This window comes from Cobetia sp. 5-25-4-2 (genome assembly GCF_013374075.1).
Classification (GTDB): Bacteria; Pseudomonadota; Gammaproteobacteria; order Pseudomonadales; family Halomonadaceae; genus Cobetia; species Cobetia marina.
On sequence record NZ_BLWK01000001.1, the window covers coordinates 882909 to 906181 of the forward strand.

Genomic DNA, 23273 nt, shown 5'->3' on the forward strand with positions numbered 1-23273 from the left:
GTCTATTTCAGTGGTTTCCAGTCGACATGAGCGTCAGCGTGCCATCCAGCCGCCATCGACCGTCAGAACGGTGCCATGCACATAGTCCGAGGCAGATGATGCGAGGAATACTACCGGGCCCTTGAGGTCGTCTGGTGAGCCCCAGCGCCCGGCGGGGATGCGTGCGAGGATATCGCGGGAGCGCTGTGCATCCTGTCGCAGGGCTTCGGTATTGTCGGTAGCGATATAGCCCGGTGCGATGGCGTTGACGTTGACGCCGTGAGCGGCCCACTCATTGGCGAAAGCCTTGGTGAGCTGAGCGATGCCGCCCTTGCTGGCCGCGTAGCCCGGCACGGTGATGCCGCCCTGGAAGGAGAGCAGTGAGGCGGTGAAGATGATCTTGCCGCTGCCGTGCGCGACCATCTGTTTGCCGATCTCGCGGGTCAGGATGAACGGGGCGGAGAGGTTGGTATCAATGACGCGATCCCATTGCGCGTCCGTGTGCTTGGTGGGCGGGGCGCGCTCGATGGTGCCGGCGTTGTTGATCAGGATATCCACCTGAGTCGAACTCAACTGCACAGCCAGCTGCTGGATGGCGCTGCGGTCGGAAACGTCGCATGCGATGCCCTGGAAGGTGCGCCCGAGGGCGCGGATGCGTTCACCTACATCACCACCGTCGGCGGTCATGCTGGCACTGATGGCAATGATATCGGCGCCGGCCTCGGCGAGGGCGATCGCCATGGCGGCCCCGATACCGCGACTGGCACCGGTCACCACGGCGGTCTGATGACTGAGGTCGAAGGGTTTGACGTCATGCATGTCGCGGCTCCTATATCAGTAAGGTCTCACGCAAGCCTACTGCAGAAAGAGGGCGACCACGAATGCCCGCGGGGGAGCGCTTGCTAGGCGAGCCAGAAAGCCGTGAGGCCAAGCTATGCCCGATCAGTGCGAACCTTGCGAATGTGATAGCGTCTTGGCAAATCCAACTCCTCGGCGGCCCGATGCCCCCAGTACGCCGCAGCTGAAGGCTGGTAACGCACTCTGGCTGGTGACCTTGCCTGATGATGGCTCGCGCTGGTGTCTTCCGCGATCACCTGTCCACTGCCTGGGGACGAGCTGTGCTGACGGCATTCCGTCAGCAAGCGCTTCATCCTTGCCGTCACGTGGGAGCCAGTCTCTGCGAGCTGATGGCGTTTTTCTCGTACAAGGAAGAAGACATGCGTAATCATAATCGCCGCCTGGCTTGCCGCTCACGTCACAGTGTTCAGGCGATGACCCATGCCAGGGGAATCCTGAACGCAATGCGTGTCTCATGAGTTCATTGGCTTTGGGACTCATCCTGATCTCGGTCTGTCTGCATGCCGGCTGGAACCTGCTGGGCAAGGGCCGAGCGCCGTCGCTGGCCTTCTTCATGCTAGCCATGGGCAGTGGGGCGTTGATCTTTGCACCGTTGCTGGCACTGGGGCCGGCGTTCAACGAGCTGCCGGATGAGTTCTGGGGTTGGCTGGTGGCCACGGGGCTGTGTCAGGCGCTCTACATGGGCGGGCTCGCCTGGGCGTATGCGCGCGGCGAGGTCAGTGTGCTATATCCCATCGCGCGTGCCTTGCCCGTGGTGCTGGTGCCGCTGGTCTCCTTGAGCCTGCTGGATAGCCAGGCGCTGACAGTGTCGGATTTCACCGGCATGGGGCTGATCGTGCTCGGTGCGCTCATGTTGCCCTTGAGCAGTCCGCAGGGCTTGCGAACGAGAACCTATCTGACCCCCGCGCTGGGGTTCGCGTTGCTGGCAGCGCTGGGGACCACCGGCTATTCGCTGATCGACAAGCAGGCGCTCGACATCATGCTGAGTGTCGGCTATTCGCCGACGTCTGCAGGCGCTGTCTTTCTGGTGTTGCAGGCCATGATGACGGTCGCCTGGGGCGCACCTCTGGTGATGCTGTTGCCGACTGAGCGTCGTCGCCTTCCGATGCTGTGGCGGGGCGAGCGGGGCAGCATGTTGCTGACCGGCGTGATGGTGATGGCGACCTATGGGCTGGTATTGATCGCCATGACGCTGACGGAAGAGGTCAGCCTTGTGGTCGCCATGCGTCAGTTGTCGATCCCGCTTGGGGTGGTACTCGGCGTGGTCTGGTTGCGCGAGCGTGCGGCCATGGTCAAGTGGGTCGGCATCGGCGTCATGCTGGCAGGGTTGTGGACCGTCGCGCTGGTGTGAGGAAAGGCGTGGCATGAGGCACAAAAAAAGCGAGACAGGCGGTGGCCTGTCTCGCTTTTTGTCTTTCTGCTGACGCCTGTGGGGGATGACAGTCTCGTCATCCCCCACAGGCCAGTTCACTTCGCGTGAAGCTTACTTGGCGTCTGCCACCAGCATTTCCAGCGTGGCGCGGGCACCGTTGTCGTGCAGGCTCTTCAGGGCCTTGAGGTAGGCATCGCGGAAGCGCGGCTGATCGACCAGATCACCGAACAGTTCGCGGTTGTCCAGGAAAGCGGTCGGCTCTTCGCGCTGACGGTTGGCGCGTTCCATCAGCTCGTCCTTCAGCGGGTCGACCACGTCGATGGTCTCGCCTTGCTCGTCCACGCCTTCGGCATAACGTGCCCAGCTGGCCACGACGGCTGCAGTACGACGCAGTTCGCCGTCGGTCTTGAGCTGTGCGTGGGCCACCGGGATCAGGAACTTCGGAATGCGGTCGGAGGTCTCGGCGCACAGACGCGCGAGGGTGTCCTTGACTTCCGGGTTGGCGAAACGCTCGATCAGCGTGCGGCAGTGGGCGTCGAGATCGATACCCGGCAGCTGGGCCAGCGTCGGGCGAGCTTCCTCATTCATGTAGCCGAGCAGGAAGTCGACGATCAGCGGGTCGTTGCAGGCTTCATGGGCGTAGCGATAGCCGGCCAGATAGCCGAAGTAGCACAGCGCCTGGTGACCGGCGTTGAGCAGACGCAGCTTCATCAGCTCATAGGGCTCGACATCTTCCACCGGCTGCACGCCGGCATCTTCGAAGGCCGGGCGGCCATTGGCGAAGTGGTCTTCCAGCACCCACTGGGTGAAGGGCTCGCAGACCACCGGCCAGGCGTCTTCCACGCCGAAGCGTGAGGACAGCTCTTCGATGTCATCCGGGGTGGTCACCGGCGTGATGCGGTCGACCATGGAGTTGGGGAAGGGCACTTCGGCTTCGATCCAGGCGGCCAGTTCGGCATCGCGTGCACGCGCGTAGGCGGTGAACATCTTGTGAGCGACGTTGCCGTTGCCTTCGATGTTGTCACAGGACATCACGGTGAACGGGGCAACGCCGAGCTGGCGACGACGTGCCAGGGCTTCGGTGATCAGGCCAAAGCTGGTCTTGGCCTCACCCGGGTTGGCCAGGTCGTGCTGGACGTCGGCGTTCTCGAGATTGAATTCGCCGCTGACCGGGTGGAAGTTGTAGCCACCTTCGGTGACGGTCAGCGAGACGATGCGGATCGCCGGGTCGGCCATCAGCTCGATTACGGCATCCGGGGAGTCCGGGGCAAAGCGATAATCGATGATGGAGCCCACCACGCGCGGCTCGTAGTTGCCGTCCGGGTGCTTGAGCACGACGGTGTAGAGGTGGTCCTGAGAGGACAGGGCTTCCTGCATGCGGCGATCGCCCGGCATCACGCCGACACCGACGATGCCCCAGTCCAGTGCCTTGCCCTGGTTCATCAGCTCGTCGAGGTACATGGCCTGGTGTGCACGATGGAAGCCGCCCACGCCGAAGTGGACGATGCCGGCGCTGACCGCCGCACGATCATAGTTCGGGGTGGCAACCTTGGCGTCCAGCTGAGTCAGACTGGCATTGGAGAGACGAGTCATGGGGGGAGGTCTCCTGCCGCATATCGCGGTCGGGTCAAGATGGGTAAAGAAAGGGTAGGTCGTAACGGCCAGCGGCGAAGGTTGCCCTCGTGAGTCAGGCTACCTTCGCCGCGGACCAGGCAGGGGACTTGCGTGTCCCCTGCCGACTCAGCCAGCGGTGGCCGCTTGCTTCGGGGACTGCTTGTTGAACAGCGCCTTGCTGCGCTGCAGTTCCCAGTACGCGAAGATGAAGTAGATGATCGTCGACCAGATGGTCACGTCATAGAACAGCTCGCGGTTCGCTTCGTAGCTTGCCAGGTCCGGGCTGCCGAACAGCACGCGCAGCGCCAGCACCAGGGGAATGACGAGACCGATCACCATCCAGATGGCTCGGATGACCTTGGTCAGACCAGACGTGTCCTTGACCGGGGCATGATTGGTCGTGTCGGCCTGCTTGGCGTGGAAGGCATCGACTCGCTCCTGGAAGTGCTTTTCGGTGGCTTCCGCTTCCGGATAGGACTCAGCGGCGCCGGCGGACTTGGCCATCAGGGTGTAGAGAATGATGGAGACGAACCAGGTCGGCAGGAACAGATAATAGAACGGGATCACGTCGACCATCTCGAGACCGAAGCCGAAGATCAGAGACAGCGCCCAGGTCGCCAGCGCCGGCGTGTTGTGCTTCACCCCCTTGTAGCGCGCCCAGTAACGGCTGAAGCCGAGTTTCGGGAACAGGTGATGCTCAGCGAAGATGATCCCGCCGACCGGCACCAGTACCAGACCGGCGTAGGTCAGCAGCGGCAGCATGCTGCGATAGACGAACGGGAAGCAGCTGAGTACCGCAACGCAGATACCCACGGCCAGCGTCGCCTTGTTGCGCGACAGGTTCGGCATGGCTGACTGTGCGGCAAGGCCCGCGCGATACAGGTTGGCGTTGGCGGTGGTCCAGCCTGCGACGACCACGATCACGAAGCCGGCGGCGCCAAGGGCGTGCAGTGCCACTTCACCCGGCTCCAGCACATCGATGCTGATACCCGCGACGGCAGCGGTAGCGGCGCCCATCAGACCGGCGGAGATCCAGGCGACGTAGTGACCGAACATCATGCCGGTGCTGGTCGCAAGGCCGGAGCGCATGCGCTTGGCATAACGCAGCAGCGCCATGTCGATCAGACCGAAGTGGGAGAAGGTGTTGGCCGCCCAGGAGAAGCCGATGACTTCCCAGATACCGATGCCTGCCTCGCCCTGGGAATTGATCCCGGTGAAGACGGTACTGCCTGCGACATCAATGAAACTCGAGAAACTGTCCAGGCTGGTGTTGCCGGTGACGGACTCGGCCAGTTCCGGCAGCAGCACCAGGCCGCCGACGGTGAACATCAGCATCAGCCAGGGAGCGCAGATGCTGGCAAATTCCGTCAGGGCATTGAAGCCATAGACGGCAACCAGTACCACGATGGCGGCAACGGCCAGCGCCAGCAGGATGAACTCGAAGCTGGTGGGGTAGGCCTGGGTCTGGGCGGGTATGTCGAACAACAGCCTGACCGCCGTGGCGGAGACGGTGATCATGGCCGCCGAGATGGCGGTGAATATGATCACGTTGGCCCAGTTGTACAGCCGTGACATCGAATCACCGGCGATGCGGTGGAGATAGGTGAAGAGGCTGAGGCGAGTCTCGATGGCGATCGGTGTGGTGATCAACCAGAAACTGAGTACCGCCAGACCATTACCGATCAGCAGGCCCAGCAGGATATCCCAGATACCGGCACCGAGTGCCACGAAGGTGGCACCGATGACGAACTCGGTCGCGGCAACGTGCTCGGCGGCATAGAGACCGGCAAAGTGCGGCCACCGGTGCAGTTTGTGACGTGGTACCGGCAGTAGCTCGTCGTCCATATGGGCGATCTGCCGATCCAAATCTGGCGCAGTACTGGCCATGATTGGCTCCTGTTTTTTTACGGCTTGTCTTGCTGCTCCTACCCGAGGTGTCACGCAGCCGCCTTGGCGTTCCTATCGGCGATGACAGGGGTAGATCGTCTTTTATCGATCAAATGACTCAGGTGTGGTGCAAATGATCGATGAATGGTCATCAAAACGCAAAGCCCGCGTGCTTGAACTTTGGGCTATGTCCCCGGGTGATCTCGGAGATTCTGGTCTCGAAGGGGCTGAAGGCCGCATGAAACGTGAGGTTACGGGGAAATGTCGGTGTTCAATGACACGATTCAGCAAAGTGGATTTTTCCGTTCTCACGCTCTGTCCGGCGATGGAAACCTGGTGTCCTGGCGAAACCTGCCTATAGAGAAGGTGATGAAAGACCGAGTCGAGCATGGTTTGGGTGAACCAATGTGGTGCATGACTCGCTATCGATTTCCTGACAGGTACTCGGGCACTGAGGAGGCAATGGGGGAGGCAATGGAGGAGCGAGCGAAGTGCGCAAGGCAGGCATGGCGGTACCGTGACCGCTCACCGAGAGAGATGGTGCAAGGCAGCAGGGTGTTGGGTAGAAGCGACATCAACTTCGGCGCCAGGCGACGTAATATGCATGAAATAACGACAAAGATCGCGAAAATTGAGACATCTTGCGGCCTCCTCGGGATGTCGATAAGGTTATGCAACACTGTTTCCTAATCAGGAAATGCCCTTATTGACACCCGGCGCCGACAGGGCGGCGGGGCACTGCGAGGAGGCCAGCCATGCGAACACGCACACTGACCATTCTGATGATGATCGTTTCCCTGATGGGCGCTCCCCTGGCGCAGGCCGGGCCGCATGATCGTGGTCATGGCCATGGACATGGTCATCACGACAAGCATCATCACAAGAAGCACTACAAGAAACACCACAAGCATCAAGAACGCCGCCACGAGGCGCGCCGTGATCATCATTGGCGTCGTGGCGACCACCTGCCGCGTCACTATTATTCCGATCAGCGTTATTGGGTAAAGGACTGGCATCACCGTCACCTGTCCAAGCCGCCGCGCGGACATCGGTGGTTGAACATCGATGGGCGTTATGTGCTGGCGGCCGTTGCCGGGGGCGCGATCACTGCGATCATCCTCAATCGCTGATCACTCGGATCGTTGTTCTCGGCTGCTCAAGCCAGCTTCAAGAAAAGGGCCTCTCATGAGGCCCTTTTTGCATGCGCCGTTTGCCGGCAGTGGCTTCAGGCGTAGGCGCTGCATACCCAGGTCATGGTCGCCGGGGTGTCGCCGTTGTAGGTGATGGCGTGTCCGAGGGTACTGTCAAAGGCCAGGCTATCGCCGACCTTGAGCTGGATGGGGTCGTAGAGTTCGGTCCAGACCGTCACCTCGCCGCTGGTCACGATGATCTGTTCCTGGCCGGAGTGTTTCTGCAGGCCGCCGAATTCCTCGAGACTGCGATTGAGCACCGTGGTCTCCAATACCATGTACTCCTTGGACGCCACATTGTTGCAAAGCGGCCGATACCGATAGTTGGGCGTCTCGATGACGTCTCCCTCCTGCGCTCGCGTCAGGGCGAGCCACCCCCGAAATGACGTGTCTTCCGTGTGATAGAACAGCTCGCTGACATCCACCTTCAGGCCCTTGGCGAGATTCACGATCGCCTCGAAGGTCGGTGAGATACGTCCATTCTCGATTCTCGACACGCTGGCCGCCGAGATTCCTGACGCGCTGGCCACGGCCGCGATGGTCAGTCCCTTCTCCTTGCGTAGCGCCTTGAGGTTGTCACCAATGGCGCCTGCCTTGCGTTCTCGGTGCTTCAGAGCGATCGGCGTTTCCTGGTGAGATGTCATGTCAGCGTGCTCCATCGTGATCGTCTGCAATTGTCGGGTCCCTGAGCGTTGTCAGTGCGCAGCGCCTGTCGGCTGAAAAGCGCTTGCCACCGCGTGCCGAGTCATGGGGAAGCGGCGTGCTCGTAGGTCTTGATAGGGTTCATTTAGAGCTTCCTCGTGCAAAATGTCGAGCCAATATTCACATTTGACGCAATGTTGCGTATATGCAACTCTGGTTCCTGAAGTGAAATTGCTGGTGGTGGATCTGCTCGCCTTCGTGGACGTCATGTCGCGCCCGGTGGAGGTCTTCCAGCGAGAGAATGTGTGATCGCGGGCATCGTGAGATGGGGGATGCCCGCACTGCGGTGCAAGACGCTCAGAGACGGAATCACCTTCGACTGGAACAATACGAGGAAAACAAGAATGCATAGCCTCACGAAAAATGTGCTCGGCATGGGCATCGCAGCCGGTCTGCTGGTCACCGCGACCACCCAGGCCGCCGATATCGAGTGGAAGATGGCAACTCCCTGGGGGGGCGGCCCCTGGCTTGAGCGAGATGCCAAGACGTTTGCCGATTATGCCAATGAGCTGACCAATGGTGACGTGAGCATTCAGGTGTTCCCGGGCGGTACGCTGGGTGGCGCGCTGCGCGTGACCAATACCGTGAAGTCCGGTGTCGCGCAGGTCAGCCACAACTACATCAACTATGACTACGGGACGGACCCGACGGCGGCGCTGTTGGCTGGGCACTCCAGTGGCCTGACGCCGGAAGAGTTCATGCTGTGGATGTACGAGGGTGGCGGTGTCGAGCTCTATGAAGCGTTCCGTCGTGAAGTCTTCGGCGTCGTGGCCTTCCCGTGCTCCACCCTGGGCACCGAGATATTCCTGCACTCAAGCAAGAAGGTACAGACGCTGGAAGACTTCCAGGGACTGAGACTGAGAACATCCGGTGCCTGGGCGGAAATCGCCTCGCGCCTGGGGGCCTCTACCGTGGTGATGGCGGGCAGTGACATCTACACGGCGCTGGATCGTGGCGTCATCGATGCCGCGGAGTGGGGCAGCCCGGAGCTCAACAAGCCGACCGGCTTCCAGGACGTGGCGCAGTACGTCATCCTGCCCGGCGTCCACCAGTCCGGTGGCATCCTCGAGTGCGAAGTGAATGTCGATGCCTGGGATGGCCTGAGCGAAGCCCAGCAGAGTCAGTTGCGTCTTGCCGGCAAGTTGAGCGTGTTCGAATCCTGGCTCGACAGCTCCTATGCCGACCTCAAGGCCTTCAAGGAGCTGGAAGAGGGGCCCAACGAAATCGTGCAGCTGGATCAATCCTTCATCGATGCCATCTACGAAGAGACACGTGCCTGGGAAGATGAGAAGGCGGGTGAGAACGAGTGGTTCGCGCGCGTGCTCGAGTCACAACGTGCCTTCAAGGACAGCATGACCACCTGGCAGGATTACCGTCTGCCGATCGGGGAAATGGGGCGCTGACCCCCGCAGGAACTGACGTTTCCGGCACAGGCAAGGCCCTTGCCTGTGCTTCCCCCTGGCTGTCATTCGGTAGGTTGTCATGAAAATAGTCGATGCCATTGAGCGTCAAACCCGTTGGGCGGGGTATCTGGGGGCTGTCCTGATACTGCCGCTGGTGCTTGCGCTGGTCTATGAGGTCTTCAGTCGCTATGTGCTGGGAAGGCCCACCCTGTGGGCGTTCGAGGTCAGCTACATGGTGATGGGCGCCATCTTCATGTTTGGCATGGCGAATGCACTTCGCGTGGGCCAGCACGTCAGTGTGGATGTGTTGAGTCAGAATTTTTCGCCACGTCTGAAAGCCGGGGTGCATCTGGCCTGTTATGGCGTATTGCTCCCCGTACTGGGCTGGCTGGTCTGGGAGCTTTCGTTCTATGCGATCGAGGCCTTCTCCAGCAATGAGCGCTCTGGTCGCTCGGCCTGGAATCCGGTGATCTGGCCGGTCTTCGGGGTGTGGTGGCTGGGCTTTGTCTATCTGACGCTGCAGGTGATCGCGGAGATGTTCAAACTCTGGAGCACGTTGCTGGGTCATGATCATGGCGCGGAGGTGTCCTCATGAGCGATTTCCTTGCCCTGATCATGTTCCCGGCCCTCATCGCGCTGATCGTGCTCGGCTTCCCGATCGCCTTCTCGATGATCGTCGTCGCGACGGTCTTCGGCGTCGCCCAGTTCGGTGATGCTGCGGCCTATCAGTTGTTGACCAAGATCGAAGACACGGCGTCCAACTCCATTCTGGCGGCCGTGCCGCTGTTCATCTTCATGGGCGCGATGCTCGAGAATTCCGGCATCGCCGAGCGGCTGTTCGGTGCCATCCATCTGTGGACGCGCCGGTTGCCCGGTGGGCTGGGGGTCGGCGCGGTCATCATGGGGACCATCTTCGCGGCTGCCAGCGGCGTGGTGGGTGCGACCGAGGCAGTGATCGGTATGCTGGCAGTGCCGGTCATGCTCAAGCATCAGTATGACAAGTCACTCATCTCCGGCACCATCTGCGCCAGTGGCTCATTGGGCACGGCGATTCCGCCTTCCATCACCGTCGTCATTCTCGGGCCTGTCGCGGGTGTCTCCGTCGGATCACTGTTCAGTGGTCTGCTGATTCCGGGGCTTCTGATGGCGCTGTTGTTCCTCGTCTACATCGTCGTGGTCTGTGCGCTGAAGCCTGCACTTGCGCCGCGACTCAAGGAAGATGAGCAACATCCGGGCTGGGGCAAGCTGCTCACCATCACCCTGAGTGCATTGCTGCCGACCATGAGTCTGATCATGGTGGTGTTGGGCACGATTCTGATGGGCATCGCCACGCCGACGGAAGCGGCAGCCTGTGGTGCGCTAGGCTCCGTCTTGCTGGCACTGGGCTATCGCAATCTCACGCTGTCCATCCTGTGGAATGCCGCGATACGCACGCTCAACATCACCGCCATGATTCTGCTCATCGTGCTGGGTGGCAACATGTTCGCCGGTGTCTTCTTCGCCTCCGGTGGCATGGCGACCGTTCAGTCGCTGCTGCTGGATACCGGCATGAGCCCATGGTTCATTCTCGGTGCCATCCTGCTGATCGCCTTCCTGGCCGGTTTCGTGCTCGACATGATCTCGGTGGTGCTGATCGTCATCCCCGTGGCCATGCCGGTCATCGGTCTGCTCGGGTTTGATGAGATCTGGTTCTGCGTGGCCTTCCTCATCGTGATGCAGACGAGCTATCTGACCCCGCCGCTTGCCCCCTCCATCTTCTATCTACGCGCCATCACGCCTGCCGAAGTGACGCTCAAGCACATGTACAAGGGGGTCGTGCCTTTCATCGTCCTGCAGCTGGTGGTACTGGCGTTGATTCTCACATTCCCGGGGCTTGCGCTGTGGTTGCCTGATGCCATCAGCGGGCCGTCCTGGAAATGATGGTCGCCTTATCGAAAAGGAACGCGTTCGCATGAGTGATGCAAAGCACGAAGATACTGAAATGGACATCAATCTCGATCGAGAGGCGCTCACCTCGCTATGCCACAAGGTGCTGACACGCCATGGCTTCAGCGAATCGAATGTCGAGGCCATGAGTGATGCGCTGGTCGCAGCCGAGATGGATGGCTGTCGCTCCCATGGGCTCTATCGCCTGATGGGGTTCGTGGCCACGCTGAACAATGGAGGAGTGGTGCCGGACGCCGTGCCGGTGGTCGAGGATACGGCGCCCTCCATCGTCAAGGTGGATGCCAAGGGTGGCTTCTCGTCGCTGGCCTTCCAGCAGGGCGTGCCTGAGCTGCTCAGCAAGGCGAGAGCCAATGGGATCGCCATTCTGGCCATCAACCATTGCGTGCATGGCACGGCATTGTGGGTCGAGATCGAGCGCCTGACCCGTGAAGGGCTGGTAGCCATCGCCTGCAACCCGACCCAGTCGTACATGGCGCCTCATGGCGGCAGCCAGCCCCTGCTGGGCACCAACCCCATTGCCTTCGGCTGGCCGCGCGGGGATGGCAATCCCTACGTGTTCGACTTCGCGACCAGTGCCATCGCACGTGGCGATATCGAGCTGCATCGTCGTCAGGGCGATGAGATCCCGCTGGGCTGGGGGGTTGATCGAGACGGTGCGCCGTCCCGTGACCCGGCCGAGGTGCTGGATCATGGCGCGATGCTGCCGTTCGGTGAGCACAAGGGCTCTGCGCTGGCGATCATGATCGAGTTGATCGCAGGGCCGCTGATCGGTGACATGCTCAGTATCGAATCCAGCGAGCATGATCAAGGCAAGGGCAGCCTGCCGTATCATGGGGAGATGATCATCGCGATGGACCCGGCGCGTCTCACGGGGGGCAGCCCCCAGCAGCACATGTTGCGCTCTGAACGGCTGTTCGACCTGGTCAAGCAGCAGGGCGCGCGTCTTTCCTCCGAGCGTCGCTATCAGGCTCGCCAGAAGCATCTGGATGAGGGCGTCACACTCTCCCGGGCGCTGTATGACGACATTCTCGAGCTTGCCTCCTGAGAATTTGCCTGCGCCGAGCAGCCGAGTCATCGCTGACAGGCACGCGGCAGGACGTCATGAGGGCATGACGGCATGAGGTCATGACTGCAGCAAGAAGAACGGCCGCCCCTGGGCGGCCGTTCTTCTATATAAGGTGGCCATCGTCGCCGCTATCATCCTCAGTGCTCACCGATACTGGGCGCCCATCCAGTTCTGCCTGATTATGTGCACCACCGGATGTGGGCGTTTTTCCGCAAAGGTGCCGTTGCTGCTAGCGTAATCCGTGTTGAGGGTCGTTGATGCCATCTTGATGGCCATTGAAGGGGAAAGGGACATGACGCTTGAGACGACATCGCGGTTTCGGGGTTGCCTGTTGGGTGGTGCGGTGGGAGATGCGCTGGGGGCGGCAGTGGAGTTCCTGTCGCACGAGGAGATCCAGGCGCGCTTCGGAAGTGAAGGAATACGCGATTACGCACCGGCCTATGGCGGGCTGGGGCGGATTACCGATGATACGCAGATGACACTGTTTACCGCCGAGGGTCTGTTGCGTAGCCACGTGCGCGGCTGTCTGAGAGGCATCACGACGCAAGGTAGCCTGGTCAACAGTGCCTATGAACGTTGGCTGTACACCCAAGGGGAACGCACGCAAAAGGCAACGGAACAGGAATGGCTGGACAGTGGCTGGTTGATCAAGCAGCCGGCACTGCATTCGCGCCGCGCCCCGGGCATGACGTGTCTGTCCGCGCTCAAGCATGTGCGCACCTACAGTGACACGGCGCAGAACGACAGCAAGGGCTGTGGGGGTGTGATGCGCGTGGCCCCCGTCGGCTTGTTCGCGCATGTGATGGGGGCTTCCCATGAGATGTGCTTCTCGCTCGGGGAAGAGGTCTGCGCGCTGACCCATGGCCACGTGACCGGTCAGCTGACGGGCGGGGTGCTGGCGGTGATGACCCAATGCCTGGTGGCGGGTGACTCGATGGCACAGGCACTTGCGCACGCCATGCGCATTCTCGAGCGCAAATCAGGCTGCGAAGAGACCATGCAGGCCCTGAAGCAAGCCTGCGAGCTTGCCGAGTCCGACACTGCGCCGCAGGTGGCTGTAGTGATGCTGGGGTTGGGATGGATCGCGGAAGAGGCCCTGGCGATGTCCGTGTATTGCGCACTCACCGCGCGGGATTTCCGCTCCGCGATCCAGATCGCGGTCAATCATGATGGGGATTCGGATTCCACGGGGGCCATCACGGGCAACCTGCTCGGGGCGCAATGGGGAGAAGAGGCGATACCTGCTGATTGGCTGGAGCCGCTTGAACTGCGAGAGGTCATCGGCGAGGTCGCCCAGGACCTGCACGATTGCGCTCGCTGGGAGCTCTATACCGACGGGGGTGGCAAGGACGAGCGGTGGGTCTGGGAGAAATACCCGGGCTATTGAGATACGCGCAACGCTAGCTGACTGAACGCGGGGCAATCCTTGGATTGCCCCGCGTTTTCGTGTCTGACGATGCCTTTTTGCCGGCTGTCACGAAACGTCGGTAGCGCAAAGGTGAGGGCATGCCTCAAGTGGGCGATCCGAGGACAACATCAGAGGATTTCGTAAGCGATTGATAACGCTGCGGTTATTACCAAAGTCGTAGACTGCTGCCTGACCAGACGTTCAATACAGGCTTTTATTGGTTCGCTAGTGGAATCAATGCTGTTCCAGTGGGGGGATATGTGCCGATGCGGGATTCGTCCACAATGCGCTCACTCCACATTGCACGAAACGGCAGTCTGGATCTGGTCGACGGCCGGCACCTGTCAAGACGCCTGCGACTTTTTTGAAGATGGCATGCATCCAACCCGTTTGCTCAAGCGTAATACTCATCAAGCACAACGGTGAGGGTTTCAGCAGGGTAAGAGGACAAGTTGCTGATGAATGCCTTTCTGATGATTGCGACCAAAGTTTAAACGTCATACGGCAGTGTCCTGGACAGTGCCAAGCATCTGATCCGCTCTCGATCATGGGATGTCCGCACCTTCAAGGTTGTACAGAAGTGATGCAGAAGAGGATTGAAGGTTGTACCTCTTGAGGTTCACCAACAATCCTCAGGAGCAGGGCAATGCCCAGGCAACGCAATCTGGTTCTTTGATGGAAACAGTGAGCTGCCAGCAGCACGGCTAGTGTGATAGCGCAATAATCATTAGTCTGTTAACAAGCTAGACGGATGCAGCCAAGACTGCATACGACATCACAAGGGCAATATTGCCCAGGACATAGAAAGGAAAACCCAATGAAAACTCTGAATCTCAAGACTCTGATCGCCGCCGCCGCTCTCGCCACCGTCAGCACCGCCACCTTCGCGGCGGATGACAGCCCGGCCGCCCAGCGTGTCCAGCAGTCCGTCAGCCAGGACGTCGTCGTCGGCACCGCCCAGCAGGCCCCGACGGCTCAGGCCACCTTCGCGGAGACCGGCAAGAGCGTCGCGGCAGGTCGTGTCGAGACCGCCCTGACCCAGTCCTCCATTGAAGGGCAAGGCAGCGCTACCGCCAGTCGTGAACAGGCCTTCGACAATGACGCTGGCAAGAGCGTCGCCGCGACCCGCGTTCAGCACGCCCTGAGCGACAGCAACGTCTGATTGACCATCATCCCTGACCTGCATTTCCAGGACTGATCATCACTTCATCTTCATCGAGGAAATCATCATGAACACCATCAAGACCCTGATCGCCGCCGCCGCACTCGCCACCGTCAGCACCGCCACCTTCGCGGCGGATGACAGCCCGGCCGCCCAGCGTGTCCAGCAGTCCGTCAGCCAGGACGTCGTCGTCGGCACCGCCCAGCAGGCCCCGACGGCTCAGGCCACCTTCGCGGAAACCGGCAAGAGCGTCGCGGCAGGTCGTGTCGAGACCGCCCTGACCCAGTCCTCCATTGAAGGGCAAGGCAGCGCTACCGCCAGCCGTGAACAGGCCTTCGACAATGACGCTGGCAAGAGTGTCGCCGCTACCCGCGTTCAGCACGCCCTGAGCGACAGCAACGTCTGATTGACCATCATCCCTGACCTGCATTCCAGGTCTGATCATCACTTCATCTTCATCGAGGAAATCATCATGAACACTATCAAGACCCTGATCGCCGCTGCCGCTCTCGCCACCGTCAGCACCGCCACCTTCGCGGCGGATGACAGCCCGGCCGCCCAGCGTGTCCAGCAGTCCGTCAGCCAGGACGTCGTCGTCGGCATCGCCCAGCAGGCCCCGACGGCTCAGGCCACCTTCGCGGAAACCGGCAAGAGCGTCGCGGCAGGTCGTGTCGAGTCTGCTCTGACCCAGTCCTCCATTGAAGGGCACGGCAGCGCTACCGCCAGCCGTGAACAGGCCTTCGACAATGACGCTGGCAAGAGTGTCGCCGCTACCCGCGTTCAGCACGCCCTGAGCGATAGCAACGTCTGATTGACCATCATCCCCGACCTGCATTTCCAGGCCTGATCATCACATCATCTTCATCGAGGAAATCATCATGAACACTCTCAAGACCCTGATCGCCGCTGCCGCTCTCGCCACCGTCAGCACCGCCACCTTCGCGGCGGATGACAGCCCGGCCGCCCAGCGTGTCCAGCACAACGTCAGTGAAAGTGTCATCCATGGTGCCGCTCAGCAGGCACCGACAGGCCAGGCGACCTTCGCGGAAACCGGCATGAGCACTTCTGCAGGCCGTTTCCAGATTGCCTCCGGTGACGACGAGATCCGTGGTCATGACCGCTCCATCCATCTGCAGGAATTCGATGTCGCCAATGATTCAGGCGATAGCGTTGCCGGCACCCGTGTTCGTCACGCCGTGAGCGACGTCAACGTCTGAGACGCCCGATGTCTGCGTCAGGCGCTTGCAGGCCAGGTGTCTGCACTGACATGACCTTTTTCAATAGGAGAACCCCCATGCAATCTCTCAAGTCTCTATTCGCCATTGCCGCATTGTCCGTTGCCGCCACTGGCGTGGCCTCTGCCAATGACAGCGAAGCCGATGCCCGCGTACGTGCCACCCTCAGTGATCGCGTGATCATGGGTCAGGCACAGCCGGTCACTCAGCAAGCCACACTGCACCATGATGATGTCGTGAAAACCGGCATGAGTGTCGCTGCCAGCCGCGTCCAGACATCCATCAGCAACGCCGGCATCCAGGGCACCACCCGTGCACTGGCAAGCGATTCGGCGGATTACGTCAACGATGCCGGCAAGAGTGTCTCTGCCACACGCGTCGAACATGCCTTGAACGAGAGCGCGTAACCGCTCGCGGCAACGCAATAGTCCCCGACTCTGCAAGACAGCCAAGGACGCCGATATGCCATCGACCTACCTCTGTCAGTTGCTGAATGGACCCACTGACCATCACGTTGTCTCCTGATGGTCAGTGCTCCAGAGAACAACTCGTGAGAGAGAAGAACGCTTGAGCAAGTGTTTTGACCCGAACGCAAGACCGCACTCGTCGTCAATGGCAGAACCCTTGCTCAAACGCTTTCCTGTCCTGAATGTCCTGTCCCGACATTCCCTGCCCGCCATTGGCGGGCTTTTTTTTGGCTTATCGACGCTTCATGTGGATATGACTTCATCCAGCACACGACCCACGGGGCTGCTGATCAGCGAGATCATCGCAATGAGGTCCCGTGAGAGAAAGGGCGCCGTGTGGTCGTGGTGACTCGCCTTGCATGAGAAACGCCCGCCATTCGGCGGGCGTTTCTCATGCAAGGATTTTCTCTTGCATGGCGCTCGGATCAGTGAGCGCGAGTCAGGCGCGTGGCCAGCCACCAGCCCAGTAGCATTGTCAGTAGAAAACCCGCCAATGGCAGAGTCATGGCGCTGCTGGAGACGATGGCAGGCCCGGGGCAGTATCCGCTCAGGCCCCAGCCGGTACCGAACAGGGCCGCGCCGAGCAGCAGGCGGCCATCGATATCGCGGCGCGTAGGCAGTTGGAAGCGCTCACCCAACAGGGGAGTGCTGCGTCGCCAGGCGAGGCGATAACCGAGGAAGGTGGTGATGACCGCCCCGCCAAGCACGAAGATCAGCGTGGGGTCCCAGTCTCCAGCCACGTCGAGAAAGCCGACGACACGCGCGGGGTCGGTCATGCCGCTGAGTGTCAGGCCGAGGCTGAAGACCAGCCCGGTAATGAAGCCGGTGACAGCTTTCATGGTGACTCTCCCAGTAGATGTCGGGTCACGAAGACCGTCAGCATGGCGATGGCCACGAATACCCCCGTGGCCACCAGCGAGCGGGGGGAGAGACGCGCGATGCCGCAGACGCCGTGGCCACTGGTGCAGCCGCCGCCGATGCCTGTTCCCAGGCCCACCAGCAGGCCGGCGAACATCATGCTCAGTACCCCGCTGGTGGGATCGCCGATCAGCGCATCCGTGCCCTCGGCCACATTGCCCCAGTCAAGATTGAACAGCACAAGGAGCAGCGGGCCGCTGATCAACCCGAGCACGAAGGCGATACGCCAGCGGCGGTCCGGGCCTGATTCCAGCAGCGCGCCCCGCGTGATACCACTGATACCGGCGATACGTCCCAGAAAGGCCATCAGCATCACTGCCGAAAGACCGATCAGAACGCCGCCGGCGAGTCCTTTCATGCTGCTCATCATGTCCATGTGGTTCGTCCTCGTGTCGCGGTCATCCTGCGTTGCGACGATGATATGCTCGTGCCTGGCGAGCGCCAACCGTCATCGCCCACCGACTGCTGAGTCTGCTGGTCATGACATCTGCCCATCGGGTGGCCTGAGTGGATCAGTTTGACCCGACAGCCACGGAAAGGCCCGCCCCGAGATGCTCGAGGCGGGCCTTTCCGTGGCTGTTCTACGTGTGGGCAAGGTCAGACCAGCTCGCGGTGCTCCTTGCGAGCGCGACGGCTGTCACGCACCACGGCGCCGCAGATCACGGCGAGTACGCCAAGGGCCGCCGGGGCGCTTGTGGCAAGCATCCCGATCAGGTCAGGGACTCGTCGTAATGGCCGACCTTGTCGGTGATGGTGGTGAAGTCAAAGCGCGGCTGGCGGCTGGCGAGACTCCAGGCCGATGCTCAAGCGCTGGAAGATCGCCTGAGTCACGCCGCTCATCTTCTGTGACGTGCGGGCCCGTCTTCAGCGAAATCGTCGCGCCTTCGGCTCAGGACTGGGGGAAGTCCCAGTAAGGCGGGCTACCGAAGTACTCGGAGAAGTAGTCCAGGAACGCCCGGATCTTGGGGGCCAGTTGTCGGGAGCTTGAATAGATCGCCCAGATACCGGTCTCGTTGACCAGCGGTGTCTCGGGCAGCACTTCCACCAGCTCGCCCCTCGCCAGATGACGATAGAGACTCCAGGTCGAGGAGAGGGTGATGCCCAGGCCCGCGGCGCAGGCATCGCGCACCGCTTCGCCATTGTCGGTCCGTATGCGGCCCTTGATGCGTATCACCTCGACGCGATTCTCGTGCTGGAAACTCCATTGATCCATCCCGATCAGCGTCAGGCATTCATGGTGTTTCAGTTCCGCAGGGCGGGTCGGAGTGCCATGGCGCTGCAGGTATTGCGGAGAAGCACATAGGATACGCTTGTCGGGGGCCAGGCGCCGCGCGATCAGACTCGAATCCTTGAGAGCGGAGTTGCGGATGGCGATGTCGAAGCCGCCTTCCACCAGATCGACGATGGTATCCGTCAGGCGCAGATCCAGCTCGAGGTCCGGGTAGCGTGCCAGAAAGCCGGCCAGCCCGGGGATCAGATGCATGCGTCCGAAGGAGGCCGATGCCGTGATGCGCAAGGTGCCGGTGGGGGTGGTGGTGCCGGCACCGACGGCAGCCCGCGCCGCCTCGGCACTGGCCAGCACCTCCTCTGCGTGGGGGAGAAAGGCGCGACCTTCTTCGCTCAGTGCCACATGACGCGTGGTGCGATGCAACAGGCGTACCCCCAGACTGTCCTCGAGCTTGCGCAGGTGAGAGCTGGCGACGGCGGGCGACAGTCCCAGGTCCTCGCCGGCCTGACTGATGCTGTTCACGGCGGCGAGACGGACGAACAGCTTCAGGTGCTCAAGATTCATGTCATCTCCCCCCGAGGCGATGGTGTTGTGGACTGATATTCAACAAAATATAGAAACTGATTGTATCAACTCGCCGTTTATTGTTCATGCCGAAGATAATTACCATGGCATGAACATTCACGCAGGAGTCAGACTCATGAAAGCGATGCTGGTGACGTCATTCGGTGGTCCCGAAGTGTTCGAAGCGGCGGAAATCGCCAAGCCCCAAGCGGCGGCAGGTCAGGTACTGGTGCGTATCGCCGCCACCAGCATCAATACCGTCGACACCATGATTCGCGAGATGGGCGCAGAGCTTCCGCTGTCTCCGGCACTGCCGGCGCTGCTGGGCATGGACTTCGCCGGTACTGTCGAAGCCGTGGGCGAGGGCGTCGAAGGCTACGCCATCGGGGATGAAGTCTATGGCTGTGCTGGTGGCCTGGCCGACCTGCCGGGTACGCTGGCCGAGTACATCGCCGCCGATGTTCGCCTGATCGCCCACAAGCCGAAGTCCCTGAGCATGGTGGAAGCCGCGGCGCTGCCGCTGGTCGGCATCACGGCCTATGAAGGCCTCAAGCGCGCCAACATCCAGGCCGGTCAGAAGGTGCTGGTTCACGGTGGTGCGGGGGGTGTGGGTCACATCGCCATCCAGCTGGCCCGTCACTTCGGTGCCGATGTCGCCTCTACCGTCGGTCGTGATGAGCACGAGACGCTGGTCGAAGGGCTGGGTGCCAGTGCCATCAATTACCGCAATGAGCAGGTCGCCGACTATGTGGCCAAGCACACCGACGGCAAGGGCTTCGACATCGTGTTCGACTCCGTCGGCGGCGCCAACCTGCCGACCTCCTTCGAGGCTGCCGCGCTCAATGGCCATGTCTCGACGACCGTGTCCTTCATGGACATCGATCTGACCACCGCGCACTTCAAGGGCCTGTCACTGCATGTCGTCTTCATGCTGATCCCGATGCTGCATGACTTCCGTCGTCAGGAGCACCACGAGATTCTGGCCGACATGGCGCGTATCGCCGATGCCGGCGCACTCAAGCCGATCATCGATGATCAGGTCTTCCCGCTCGCGGAAGTGGGCCAGGCCCACGCGCGGCTGGGCAGCGGTCAGGCAACCGGCAAGGTCATCGTCGAGGTCTGATACCGTAACCGAAAGCCACATTGGCAGGATCATCCTGACACTGCGCTGGCACAGACAAACGACAGGGTGTGGCCATACGGCACACCCTGTCGTTCGCGTCTCAAGCGTCGTGGGACATATCAAGGAGAGAGCGCATGAAAACCATTCTTATCACCGGTTCCACCGATGGCATCGGCCTGGTCACGGCCAAGGCCCTGCTGGAGCGCGGCCATCGCGTGCTGATCCACGGGCGTAGCGAGCAGAAGGTCAATGGTGTCGTCGCCGAACTTGCGACGCTGGCAGGGGCTGAGCGTGTCGCCGGTTTCGTGGCCGACCTGTCCGACCTGGTCGCCATCGACTCACTGGCAAGCGACGTGCTGGCGGCCAATGCCAGTCTGGATGTCCTGATCAACAATGCCGGTGTCTTCCAGGCCCCCAGCGTCGTGACGGCGGACGGTCTCGACCTGCGCTTCGTGGTCAATACCCTTGCCCCCTATCTGCTCACCCAGAAACTGGCGCCGGCACTGCGTCCGGCTGGGCGGGTCGTCAATCTGTCCTCGGCGGCTCAATCCCCCGTGGACCTGAAGGCCCTGACCGGCGAGGTCGCGTTCAACGACCACTACGCGGCCTATGCCCAGAGCAAGCTCGCGATCACCATGTGGACCCGCATGCTTGCCCAGGACTGGGAAGGTCAGGGGCCTATCCTGATCGCGGTCAACCCGGGCTCTCTGCTGGCCAGCAAGATGGTCAAGGAAGGCTTCGGCGTACCGGGCAAGGATCTTGGCATCGGTGCCGATATCCTGGTACGTGCGGCACTGGATGAGGAATTCGCCGGCGCCAATGGTCAGTACTTCGACAACGACGCCCAGCGTTTCGCACCGCCGCACGCCGACGCACTCGATGATGCGCTGTGCCGTCAAGTGGTCGCGACGATGGAGAGAATGCTTGACCGGATTGGCCGCTGAGTGACTCCGACCAGAGGGCAGCGAGCTGGAGTGCCCTGTCTGAAGACGAAACGCCCACCCCGAGAGTCTCGAGGCGGGCGTTTCGGCTTCTGCGCGCGGACCGATCAGACCAGCTCGCGGTGCTCCTTGCGAGCGCGACGACTGTCACGCACCACGGCGCCGCAGATCACGGCGAGTACGCCAAGGGTCAGCAATGGCCAGATGAGGACATAGGTGGCAAACAGGAATGTCATGGGCGTGTGTCTCCTGAAATGTGCAGTAGGAAAGTCCCCGGCGACGCCAAGGGCCGCCGGGGCGCTTGTGGCAAGCATCCCGATCAGGTCAGGGACTCGTCGTAATGGCCGACCTTGTCGGTGATGGTGGTGAAGTCAAAGCGCGGCTGGCGGCTGGCGAGACTCATGATCACACAGACCAGGGTGCTGGTGCCGTAGGCCGTGAGCGAGGCCAGCAGCACGGTGTAGTCACGCAGTTCGCCGGTCGCGAAGATGACCATGGCCAGCATGGCCAGCACGCCGGCGACCAGTCCGGCGATGCGACCGAGGAAGCCGAAGACCATCAGGCCGATGATGACGCCGCCGCCGATGCTGGCGAGCAGCTCGAAGATCAGCCCACTGATACCCTCCAGCGGCACCCACTCGAAGCGTGCCATGCAGAACACCACCATGGCGACCAGGACGGAACTGGTGAAGGCCAGATTGGTGATGCGATCCCAGAAGCAGCTGGCGATCACCGGGAAGACGATGGCGCCCCAGAGTGCGCCGACGAAGACCAGCATCACCAGAATATCCAGGGAGAAGCTGGCGAAGACGATCCCCAGCACGGTGGCGATGATCATCGTCAGACGCCCGACCAGCAACATGCGGCGAGGGTCGGCCTTGCCACGGGCGATGTTCTTGCCGTAGACGTCCGCCATCATGATCGCCGAGAGTGCCGAGAGATCGGAGTCAGCGGTGGAGGACAGCGAGCCGATCACCAGGATGAAGAACAGGGCGATGAAGAAGGGCGGCAGGTACTCCGACACCATCTGCGGAATCAGGTTGTTCATGTCGCCATTGAGCGGCTCGACCCCGAGGGTCAGCGCCATCAGACCGATCATCCCCAGACCGATCACGATGGCACCGTAGCCGACGGTAGCCGTGATGAAGGTCGGCTTGATGTGATCTTCATTGACCGCGAACAGGCGCTGGGAAATCGTCTGATTGCCGATGGCATACGCCAGCACGGCCACGAAGAAGGGCGCCCCCTGATTGAGGATGGCATCCGTCGAGAAGAAGTCGGCTTGTTGCGGCGTGACATGCTTGAGCCCTTCCACCAGCTCCGAAGGGCCACCCATGGCAAAGAACACGGCCGGAATGATGACGATGGCGATGGCCATCAGTGCCACCAGCTGGGCGAAATCCGTCAATACCGAGGCGCGGAAGCCCGACCAGAGCGTATAGCAGAGCACCCCGACCCCCGCCAGGATGACGCCTGTCTGGAAGGACAGCGGCGACAGCACCGAGACAAGCGCACCGGCGGCCGTGAAGTTGACCATCAGGCTGATGATGCTGCCCAGCACGTTGGAGAAGGCCAGAATCAGCTGGCTGCTCGAACCGTGGCGTGCATGGATCAGCTCGCCCAGCGTATGGGCGTTGGGGGCCAGCTTGCGGAAGCGGCGGCCGAAGGGATAGATGAACAGGATCATCAGCGCGCCCCAGAATCCATAGTGGATCGGGCCTGACACGCCATAGGTATAGCCGGAGGTGGCAGCGGCATAGAAGGAGGCGGCCCAGATCCAGGTGGCGGTCATGCTGGCGGCGCCCATGCCGAAGCCGACACGGTGGTTGGACACCATGAACTCGTCAGCATCTTCCTTTTTCTTGCGAATGGTGAGAGTGATCAGGTAGGTACCGCCATAGAAGGCGATCAGCAGGAGAAGAACGGTAATGGTCGAGAATTGATAGAGAGAGTCGTTGTTCAAGTACGGAGCCTCCAATGGATGACAGAACACCTGTTGACCTGAGCAGCGAGCTGTTCAGGAGTGCGGTGATGAGAGTCATGAAAGGAAGGTTCTGAGCCGTCTTGCCTTGAGATGGTTGTCGTGTCCAAGGCGTCTTCGTCTGGTGAACAGGCAGACCCTGTCACACTTGCGAGCTACGAGGTGTCAGCACTTTCCAGGGAAGAAAGTGCGGGGTGGCGGGCGTCGTGGCATGCACTTGCCCTCATC

23 protein-coding genes are annotated in these 23273 nt (G+C 61.3%); 14 read left to right on the plus strand and 9 right to left on the minus strand.

What is annotated here, in order from left to right; genetic code table 11:
* Nucleotides 1-33 precede the first annotated feature (33 nt).
* A complete protein-coding gene (locus HXS65_RS03785) occupies nucleotides 34-798 on the minus strand; it encodes an SDR family NAD(P)-dependent oxidoreductase (protein WP_176493146.1) in 765 nt (254 codons plus the stop codon).
* A 493-nt stretch (nucleotides 799-1291) separates the two neighbouring features.
* On the opposite strand from HXS65_RS03785, the gene HXS65_RS03790 reads away from it, so the two are divergent.
* Nucleotides 1292-2188 carry a drug/metabolite transporter gene (locus HXS65_RS03790; RefSeq protein WP_176493147.1) on the plus strand — a complete coding sequence of 299 codons (897 nt, stop codon included), beginning with the start codon at nucleotides 1292-1294 and terminating at the stop codon, nucleotides 2186-2188.
* 132 nt (nucleotides 2189-2320) lie between these two features.
* On the opposite strand, the gene HXS65_RS03795 is transcribed toward HXS65_RS03790, so the two are convergent.
* On the minus strand, nucleotides 2321-3802 hold the full coding sequence (locus HXS65_RS03795) for a mannitol dehydrogenase family protein (RefSeq protein ID WP_176493148.1): 1482 nt from the start codon (nucleotides 3800-3802) through the stop codon (nucleotides 2321-2323).
* Between the two features lie 147 nt (nucleotides 3803-3949).
* Nucleotides 3950-5710 carry a cytosine permease gene (locus HXS65_RS03800; protein WP_084208867.1) on the minus strand — a complete coding sequence of 587 codons (1761 nt, stop codon included), beginning with the start codon at nucleotides 5708-5710 and terminating at the stop codon, nucleotides 3950-3952.
* A gap of 755 nt (nucleotides 5711-6465) precedes the next feature.
* Here HXS65_RS03800 and HXS65_RS03805 point away from each other — a divergent pair.
* A complete protein-coding gene (locus HXS65_RS03805) occupies nucleotides 6466-6840 on the plus strand; it encodes an RcnB family protein (protein ID WP_084208865.1) in 375 nt (124 codons plus the stop codon).
* Nucleotides 6841-6935: 95 nt separating this feature from the next.
* On the opposite strand, the gene HXS65_RS03810 is transcribed toward HXS65_RS03805, so the two are convergent.
* Nucleotides 6936-7544: a helix-turn-helix domain-containing protein gene (locus HXS65_RS03810; RefSeq protein ID WP_164850339.1), complete on the minus strand. Its 609-nt coding sequence runs from the start codon at nucleotides 7542-7544 to the stop codon at nucleotides 6936-6938.
* A 402-nt stretch (nucleotides 7545-7946) separates the two neighbouring features.
* Here HXS65_RS03810 and HXS65_RS03815 point away from each other — a divergent pair, with 402 nt between their 5' ends.
* From HXS65_RS03815 to HXS65_RS03860, 10 genes are all read left to right on the plus strand, one after another.
* Nucleotides 7947-9005 carry a C4-dicarboxylate ABC transporter substrate-binding protein gene (locus HXS65_RS03815; protein ID WP_176493149.1) on the plus strand — a complete coding sequence of 353 codons (1059 nt, stop codon included), beginning with the start codon at nucleotides 7947-7949 and terminating at the stop codon, nucleotides 9003-9005.
* Between the two features lie 79 nt (nucleotides 9006-9084).
* Nucleotides 9085-9600, plus strand: a complete 516-nt coding sequence (locus HXS65_RS03820) for a TRAP transporter small permease subunit (RefSeq protein WP_084208863.1) — start codon at nucleotides 9085-9087, stop codon at nucleotides 9598-9600.
* The gene (locus tag HXS65_RS03825) at nucleotides 9597-10925 is read left to right on the plus strand and encodes a TRAP transporter large permease subunit (RefSeq protein ID WP_084208862.1); all 1329 of its coding nucleotides are present in this window, start codon (nucleotides 9597-9599) and stop codon (nucleotides 10923-10925) included. The genes HXS65_RS03820 and HXS65_RS03825 overlap by 4 nt, the downstream gene beginning before the upstream one ends.
* Before the next feature lie 31 nt (nucleotides 10926-10956).
* Complete coding sequence (locus HXS65_RS03830) at nucleotides 10957-11997, plus strand: Ldh family oxidoreductase (protein WP_255304406.1); 1041 nt, start codon at nucleotides 10957-10959, stop codon at nucleotides 11995-11997.
* A gap of 313 nt (nucleotides 11998-12310) precedes the next feature.
* Nucleotides 12311-13405: an ADP-ribosylglycohydrolase family protein gene (locus HXS65_RS03835; RefSeq protein WP_255304407.1), complete on the plus strand. Its 1095-nt coding sequence runs from the start codon at nucleotides 12311-12313 to the stop codon at nucleotides 13403-13405.
* Between the two features lie 838 nt (nucleotides 13406-14243).
* Nucleotides 14244-14588 (plus strand): hypothetical protein, encoded by a 345-nt coding sequence (locus tag HXS65_RS03840; protein ID WP_084208860.1) that lies wholly within the window; start codon nucleotides 14244-14246, stop codon nucleotides 14586-14588.
* Nucleotides 14589-14655: 67 nt separating this feature from the next.
* On the plus strand, nucleotides 14656-14994 hold the full coding sequence (locus tag HXS65_RS03845; RefSeq protein WP_176493150.1) for a hypothetical protein: 339 nt from the start codon (nucleotides 14656-14658) through the stop codon (nucleotides 14992-14994).
* A gap of 66 nt (nucleotides 14995-15060) precedes the next feature.
* On the plus strand, nucleotides 15061-15399 hold the full coding sequence (locus HXS65_RS03850; RefSeq protein WP_176493151.1) for a hypothetical protein: 339 nt from the start codon (nucleotides 15061-15063) through the stop codon (nucleotides 15397-15399).
* A 67-nt stretch (nucleotides 15400-15466) separates the two neighbouring features.
* Nucleotides 15467-15805 (plus strand): hypothetical protein, encoded by a 339-nt coding sequence (locus HXS65_RS03855; RefSeq protein WP_077377126.1) that lies wholly within the window; start codon nucleotides 15467-15469, stop codon nucleotides 15803-15805.
* 77 nt (nucleotides 15806-15882) lie between these two features.
* Nucleotides 15883-16230 carry a hypothetical protein gene (locus tag HXS65_RS03860; RefSeq protein WP_077377123.1) on the plus strand — a complete coding sequence of 116 codons (348 nt, stop codon included), beginning with the start codon at nucleotides 15883-15885 and terminating at the stop codon, nucleotides 16228-16230.
* 485 nt (nucleotides 16231-16715) lie between these two features.
* On the opposite strand, the gene HXS65_RS03865 is transcribed toward HXS65_RS03860, so the two are convergent.
* The 3 genes from HXS65_RS03865 to HXS65_RS03875 form a co-directional block, all read right to left on the minus strand.
* Complete coding sequence (locus HXS65_RS03865) at nucleotides 16716-17129, minus strand: DUF6691 family protein (protein ID WP_176493152.1); 414 nt, start codon at nucleotides 17127-17129, stop codon at nucleotides 16716-16718.
* Nucleotides 17126-17626, minus strand: a complete 501-nt coding sequence (locus tag HXS65_RS03870) for a YeeE/YedE family protein (RefSeq protein WP_375782202.1) — start codon at nucleotides 17624-17626, stop codon at nucleotides 17126-17128. Before HXS65_RS03870 ends, HXS65_RS03865 begins: the two co-directional genes overlap by 4 nt.
* A gap of 471 nt (nucleotides 17627-18097) precedes the next feature.
* Complete coding sequence (locus HXS65_RS03875) at nucleotides 18098-19000, minus strand: LysR family transcriptional regulator (protein ID WP_084208856.1); 903 nt, start codon at nucleotides 18998-19000, stop codon at nucleotides 18098-18100.
* 136 nt (nucleotides 19001-19136) lie between these two features.
* Here HXS65_RS03875 and HXS65_RS03880 point away from each other — a divergent pair, with 136 nt between their 5' ends.
* Together HXS65_RS03880 and HXS65_RS03885 are read left to right on the plus strand one after the other, a co-directional pair.
* On the plus strand, nucleotides 19137-20123 hold the full coding sequence (locus tag HXS65_RS03880; RefSeq protein ID WP_176493154.1) for a zinc-dependent alcohol dehydrogenase family protein: 987 nt from the start codon (nucleotides 19137-19139) through the stop codon (nucleotides 20121-20123).
* A 134-nt stretch (nucleotides 20124-20257) separates the two neighbouring features.
* The gene (locus tag HXS65_RS03885) at nucleotides 20258-21067 is read left to right on the plus strand and encodes an SDR family NAD(P)-dependent oxidoreductase (protein WP_176493155.1); all 810 of its coding nucleotides are present in this window, start codon (nucleotides 20258-20260) and stop codon (nucleotides 21065-21067) included.
* Between the two features lie 104 nt (nucleotides 21068-21171).
* On the opposite strand, the gene HXS65_RS17460 is transcribed toward HXS65_RS03885, so the two are convergent.
* Both HXS65_RS17460 and HXS65_RS03890 read right to left on the minus strand, forming a co-directional pair.
* Nucleotides 21172-21300 carry a putative transporter small subunit gene (locus tag HXS65_RS17460; protein WP_218015038.1) on the minus strand — a complete coding sequence of 43 codons (129 nt, stop codon included), beginning with the start codon at nucleotides 21298-21300 and terminating at the stop codon, nucleotides 21172-21174.
* Between the two features lie 83 nt (nucleotides 21301-21383).
* On the minus strand, nucleotides 21384-23027 hold the full coding sequence (locus HXS65_RS03890) for a sodium:solute symporter family protein (protein ID WP_084209745.1): 1644 nt from the start codon (nucleotides 23025-23027) through the stop codon (nucleotides 21384-21386).
* Nucleotides 23028-23273: the final 246 nt, after the last annotated feature.

What these genes read in the sequence shown, in the direction of transcription:
- HXS65_RS03875 (WP_084208856.1), bottom strand. Translation starts at nt 19,000, where the DNA reads ATGAATCTTGAGCACCTGAAGCTGTTCGTCCGTCTCGCCGCCGTGAAC.
- HXS65_RS03850 (WP_176493151.1), top strand. Translation starts at nt 15,061, where the DNA reads ATGAACACTATCAAGACCCTGATCGCCGCTGCCGCTCTCGCCACCGTC.
- HXS65_RS03855 (WP_077377126.1), top strand. Translation starts at nt 15,467, where the DNA reads ATGAACACTCTCAAGACCCTGATCGCCGCTGCCGCTCTCGCCACCGTC.
- HXS65_RS03830 (WP_255304406.1), top strand. Translation starts at nt 10,957, where the DNA reads ATGAGTGATGCAAAGCACGAAGATACTGAAATGGACATCAATCTCGAT.
- HXS65_RS03835 (WP_255304407.1), top strand. Translation starts at nt 12,311, where the DNA reads ATGACGCTTGAGACGACATCGCGGTTTCGGGGTTGCCTGTTGGGTGGT.
- HXS65_RS03825 (WP_084208862.1), top strand. Translation starts at nt 9,597, where the DNA reads ATGAGCGATTTCCTTGCCCTGATCATGTTCCCGGCCCTCATCGCGCTG.
- HXS65_RS17460 (WP_218015038.1), bottom strand. Translation starts at nt 21,300, where the DNA reads ATGACATTCCTGTTTGCCACCTATGTCCTCATCTGGCCATTGCTGACC.
- HXS65_RS03800 (WP_084208867.1), bottom strand. Translation starts at nt 5,710, where the DNA reads ATGGCCAGTACTGCGCCAGATTTGGATCGGCAGATCGCCCATATGGAC.
- HXS65_RS03840 (WP_084208860.1), top strand. Translation starts at nt 14,244, where the DNA reads ATGAAAACTCTGAATCTCAAGACTCTGATCGCCGCCGCCGCTCTCGCC.
- HXS65_RS03790 (WP_176493147.1), top strand. Translation starts at nt 1,292, where the DNA reads ATGAGTTCATTGGCTTTGGGACTCATCCTGATCTCGGTCTGTCTGCAT.
- HXS65_RS03785 (WP_176493146.1), bottom strand. Translation starts at nt 798, where the DNA reads ATGCATGACGTCAAACCCTTCGACCTCAGTCATCAGACCGCCGTGGTG.
- HXS65_RS03795 (WP_176493148.1), bottom strand. Translation starts at nt 3,802, where the DNA reads ATGACTCGTCTCTCCAATGCCAGTCTGACTCAGCTGGACGCCAAGGTT.
- HXS65_RS03845 (WP_176493150.1), top strand. Translation starts at nt 14,656, where the DNA reads ATGAACACCATCAAGACCCTGATCGCCGCCGCCGCACTCGCCACCGTC.
- HXS65_RS03865 (WP_176493152.1), bottom strand. Translation starts at nt 17,129, where the DNA reads ATGAAAGCTGTCACCGGCTTCATTACCGGGCTGGTCTTCAGCCTCGGC.
- HXS65_RS03885 (WP_176493155.1), top strand. Translation starts at nt 20,258, where the DNA reads ATGAAAACCATTCTTATCACCGGTTCCACCGATGGCATCGGCCTGGTC.
- HXS65_RS03820 (WP_084208863.1), top strand. Translation starts at nt 9,085, where the DNA reads ATGAAAATAGTCGATGCCATTGAGCGTCAAACCCGTTGGGCGGGGTAT.
- HXS65_RS03805 (WP_084208865.1), top strand. Translation starts at nt 6,466, where the DNA reads ATGCGAACACGCACACTGACCATTCTGATGATGATCGTTTCCCTGATG.
- HXS65_RS03860 (WP_077377123.1), top strand. Translation starts at nt 15,883, where the DNA reads ATGCAATCTCTCAAGTCTCTATTCGCCATTGCCGCATTGTCCGTTGCC.
- HXS65_RS03810 (WP_164850339.1), bottom strand. Translation starts at nt 7,544, where the DNA reads ATGACATCTCACCAGGAAACGCCGATCGCTCTGAAGCACCGAGAACGC.
- HXS65_RS03880 (WP_176493154.1), top strand. Translation starts at nt 19,137, where the DNA reads ATGAAAGCGATGCTGGTGACGTCATTCGGTGGTCCCGAAGTGTTCGAA.
- HXS65_RS03815 (WP_176493149.1), top strand. Translation starts at nt 7,947, where the DNA reads ATGCATAGCCTCACGAAAAATGTGCTCGGCATGGGCATCGCAGCCGGT.